We start from the raw sequence: 3,169 nt of genomic DNA, 5'->3' as shown, positions 1-3,169 counted from the left end.
GTCACGGCCCCGGCTGAAGCTGCCGACCCACCGGGCCGACGTGTCTCCCATGCCCAGCCGCCACCGCAGCAGCACCGACGGCGGCAGCACGACCGCCGCGAACCGGGTCCGCTTCGTCGCCGTCTTGGCCAGGCCCTTGCGGACCTGGTTCAGCGCCACCGTCAGCTCGCCGCCCTGCAGCGGCTGCCGGGCGTACCGGGCTCGTTCCTCGGCCCGGCCCAGCAACGTCGCCGACTCCGCCGGCGTGTCGGTCAGGTCGGCTTCGCGGACCAGGCGCTGGGCGGTGTGCCTCGGCGTTTCCGTCGGGTCCACCGGTACGCGGTAGTCGATCATCGTGTCGACCAGTTCGTCCCAGGCGGCGTGGGCGTCCTCGCGGGCGCGTACCGCTTCGGTGGTCACGACGACTTCTCGGGTGCCCGGTGGGGCCGGGCCCGTCGCTGCCGCCACCGTTGTCTTCGGGGCCGTTGCCGCGTGGCGGCGTCGGCGGACCAGGACTCGGCGCAGGGCCGGCACCGCCAGCAGGACCAGGACCAGGGCGATGATTCCCGCCGTCAGCAGAGCCGTGGTCGAGGGGCCCGACTGGTTCGCCGGGTCGTTCAGGCCCTGGGCGCCGGCGTCGACGTCACGGTCCGGGCGTTCCGCCGCGCCCGGTCCGGCCGAGGTGTCGGCGCCCGGGGCCACCGTGGCGGTCGACGTCGGGGACGGCGTCTCCACCGCGTCGGTGTCCGGGGCCCAGTCGGAGCGGGTCGAGCCGACGACCGCGGCCGCCGGGGTCGCGTCGAACGGGACCCAGCCGAAGCCGTCCAGGTAGACCTCGGTCCAGGCGTGGGCGTTGCGGTTCGTCAGCACGTACGCGTCGCCGTCGCGGGTGCTGCCGCGGGTGAAGCCGAACGCCACCCGGGCCGGGATGCCCGCCTCGCGGACCATCCAGGCCATCGCCGCCGCGTACTGCTGGCAGTAGCCCGCCTTGCCCTCCAGGAACGTCGTGATCACCGACGCGCCTGCCTGCGGGTCCGCGGTCTGCAGGCTGTACGTGAAGCCGTTGTCCCGGGAGAAGTAGCGGTAGATCGCCGCGACCTTGTCGTACTCGGTGCGCTCGCCCTTGGTCAGGTCGTCGACCAGCTTCTCGACCTTCGCGTCCTGCGGGACCGTGGTGAACTGGGTCCGCAGCGGGTTGTCGCGGGGCAGGGCCTCGGCGCTGCGCAGCTCGGCGGGCGTGTACTTGGCCCGCACGTAGTCGAACGAGTACTTCTTCTCCTTGGTGGTCGTGCGGTTGGAGTAGACCACCTGGGTGTTCGGGTCGTACGACCAGGCGCCGTCGAGGCCGTCGGTGTCGATCGCGGTCGCGTAGACCGGGGCCAGGGTCTGGCCGAAGTCCTTCGTGATCTCCACCTCGGCGTGGTACTGGCGGTACTGCGCGCCGGCCGTGGTGCCGCTCTCGCGGGGGTCGTAGAGGCCGCGGGACAGCGGCTGGCCGTTCGGCGTGCGGTTGCTGAAGCCGTCCGAGGACAGCACGTCGGCGACGCCGAAGCGCAGGTAGAACGGGTCCGGTTCGTTGGTCGTGACCCGGACGTAGTTGGTGACCTGGGTCTGGTTGAGCTGGCCGCTGAGCGAGGCGAACAGGTTGATCCGGCCGGTGCCACCCTTGCCCGAGCCGCCCGTACCGTTGCCGCCGCCGGCCTGGGTGAGCGAGTTGAGCAGGCCGGTGTTGAGGCCCGGGACGATCACCGGCAGCAGCACGGCCGTGGCGACGCCGATCACGGCGAGCCGGCGCCCGGCCGCGGCCAGCGGCGACGGCTCCCAGACGTCGACGTCGCGGCCGTCGCCGGTGAAGCGGCGGCCGAAGCGGCGCACCCGGTCCACGTTGTCGGCGACCAGCAGCCAGAGGAAGCCGGTCGCGCCGACGATGAAGGGCAGCACCGGGACGCTCTCGACGTACACGGCGACCGGGACCGAGTAGATGGCCAGCATCGGCAGTCCGGCCAGGGCCGGCTTACGGGCCACCACGGTGAGCAGGTCGACCGCGATCGCGACCGCCCCGATGCCGAAGACCGCGACGAACAGGAGGCCTTCGCGGTCGGGGACCGGCACGCCGTACGAGCGGGTGTCGTTGCCGGCGTCGCTGAACAGCTGGCCGAAGTGCTCGAACGTCGCTGGGGACGGGATCAGCGACAGCAGCTCGTCGCCGCTGGGGAACATCCAGGTCAGGGTCAGCAGCAGCACCACGACCATGCCCACTGCCTGCGCCCAGGACGGGAAACGCAGCGTACGGGTCAGCACCGCCGCGCCGGCCACCAGGCCGACCGCGAGGATGCACTCCAGCAGCCAGGTCCAGGTGTCGAAGATCGCCGACAGCGGCGCCGCCGCCAGCAGGGTCGCGGCCGCCGCCACGAGTCCCAGTCGTCGTCGCCCGGTCACCGTAGAACTCCCCTCATCGCCCGACCGTCTCGGCCATCGCCGCCCGGTAGGCGAAACCTTGCGAACCGCGTCCGGCCGCCGGCCAGAGCGCGGCGAGCGAGTCGCCGTGCGCGACCGGCACCGAACGCCAGCCGCTGCGGACCAGGGCCAGAGCCGTGGCACCGTGCGCCCGGTCGGCCTCGGTGCGTTCCCCGGGTGGCATGTTCACCCAGGTGGAACTGTCGATCGCGAACCCGATGCAGGTGGCGCCGTTGCCACGCAATCCGGTGAGCACCTCGGCCTCGGCCACGCTCAGCGTGCCGAACAGGCCGATCACCAGGCCGCCGTCGGAACGCCGCCGGACCTGGTCCACCAGCACCGAGATGTCACCGGCGCGGGTCAGCTTGACGTCGGCGAGGGTGTCCAGGATCGCGCCCTCACCACCGATCTCGGTGGCGTCGACGTCGATCCCGGCCCCGGTCACCAGGCGCAGCTTGTAGCCGGCCTGGCGCAGGTGCATCGCGATGCTGGCGGCGGCCGAGACGGCCCATTCAAAGCTCGCCGTCGGGCCCTCGCCACGGTGCGCGGCCTGACGGGTGTCCAGAACGACGGTAGCTCGGCTCTCCCACGGCTGCTCCTCGCGGCGCACCATGAGCTCACCGGTGCGGGCGGTGGAACGCCAGTGCACCCGGCGCAGGTCGTCGCCGCGCCGGTACTCCCGGGTGGCCGCGTCGTCCTCGCCGTGCACGGCCACCGACCGGGCGCGGCTGTC

At 72.7% G+C, this 3,169-nt stretch carries 2 protein-coding genes; both read right to left on the bottom strand.

Features of this window, described 5'->3' with window-relative positions; translation table 11 throughout:
- A partial coding sequence (locus AB0C29_RS40615) for a transglutaminaseTgpA domain-containing protein (protein ID WP_360832320.1) occupies nucleotides 1-2,418 on the bottom strand: 2,418 nt, incomplete at its 3' end.
- Between the two features lie 13 nt (nucleotides 2,419-2,431).
- On the bottom strand, nucleotides 2,432-3,169 hold a 738-nt coding region (locus AB0C29_RS40610; RefSeq protein ID WP_360832317.1), incomplete at its 5' end, for a DUF58 domain-containing protein.

Source organism: Actinoplanes sp. NPDC048791, from assembly GCF_040650095.1.
Classification (GTDB): Bacteria; Actinomycetota; Actinomycetes; order Mycobacteriales; family Micromonosporaceae; genus Actinoplanes.
The sequence above is the reverse complement of the archived record's forward strand: the minus strand, read 5'-3'. Positions and strand labels throughout refer to the sequence as shown.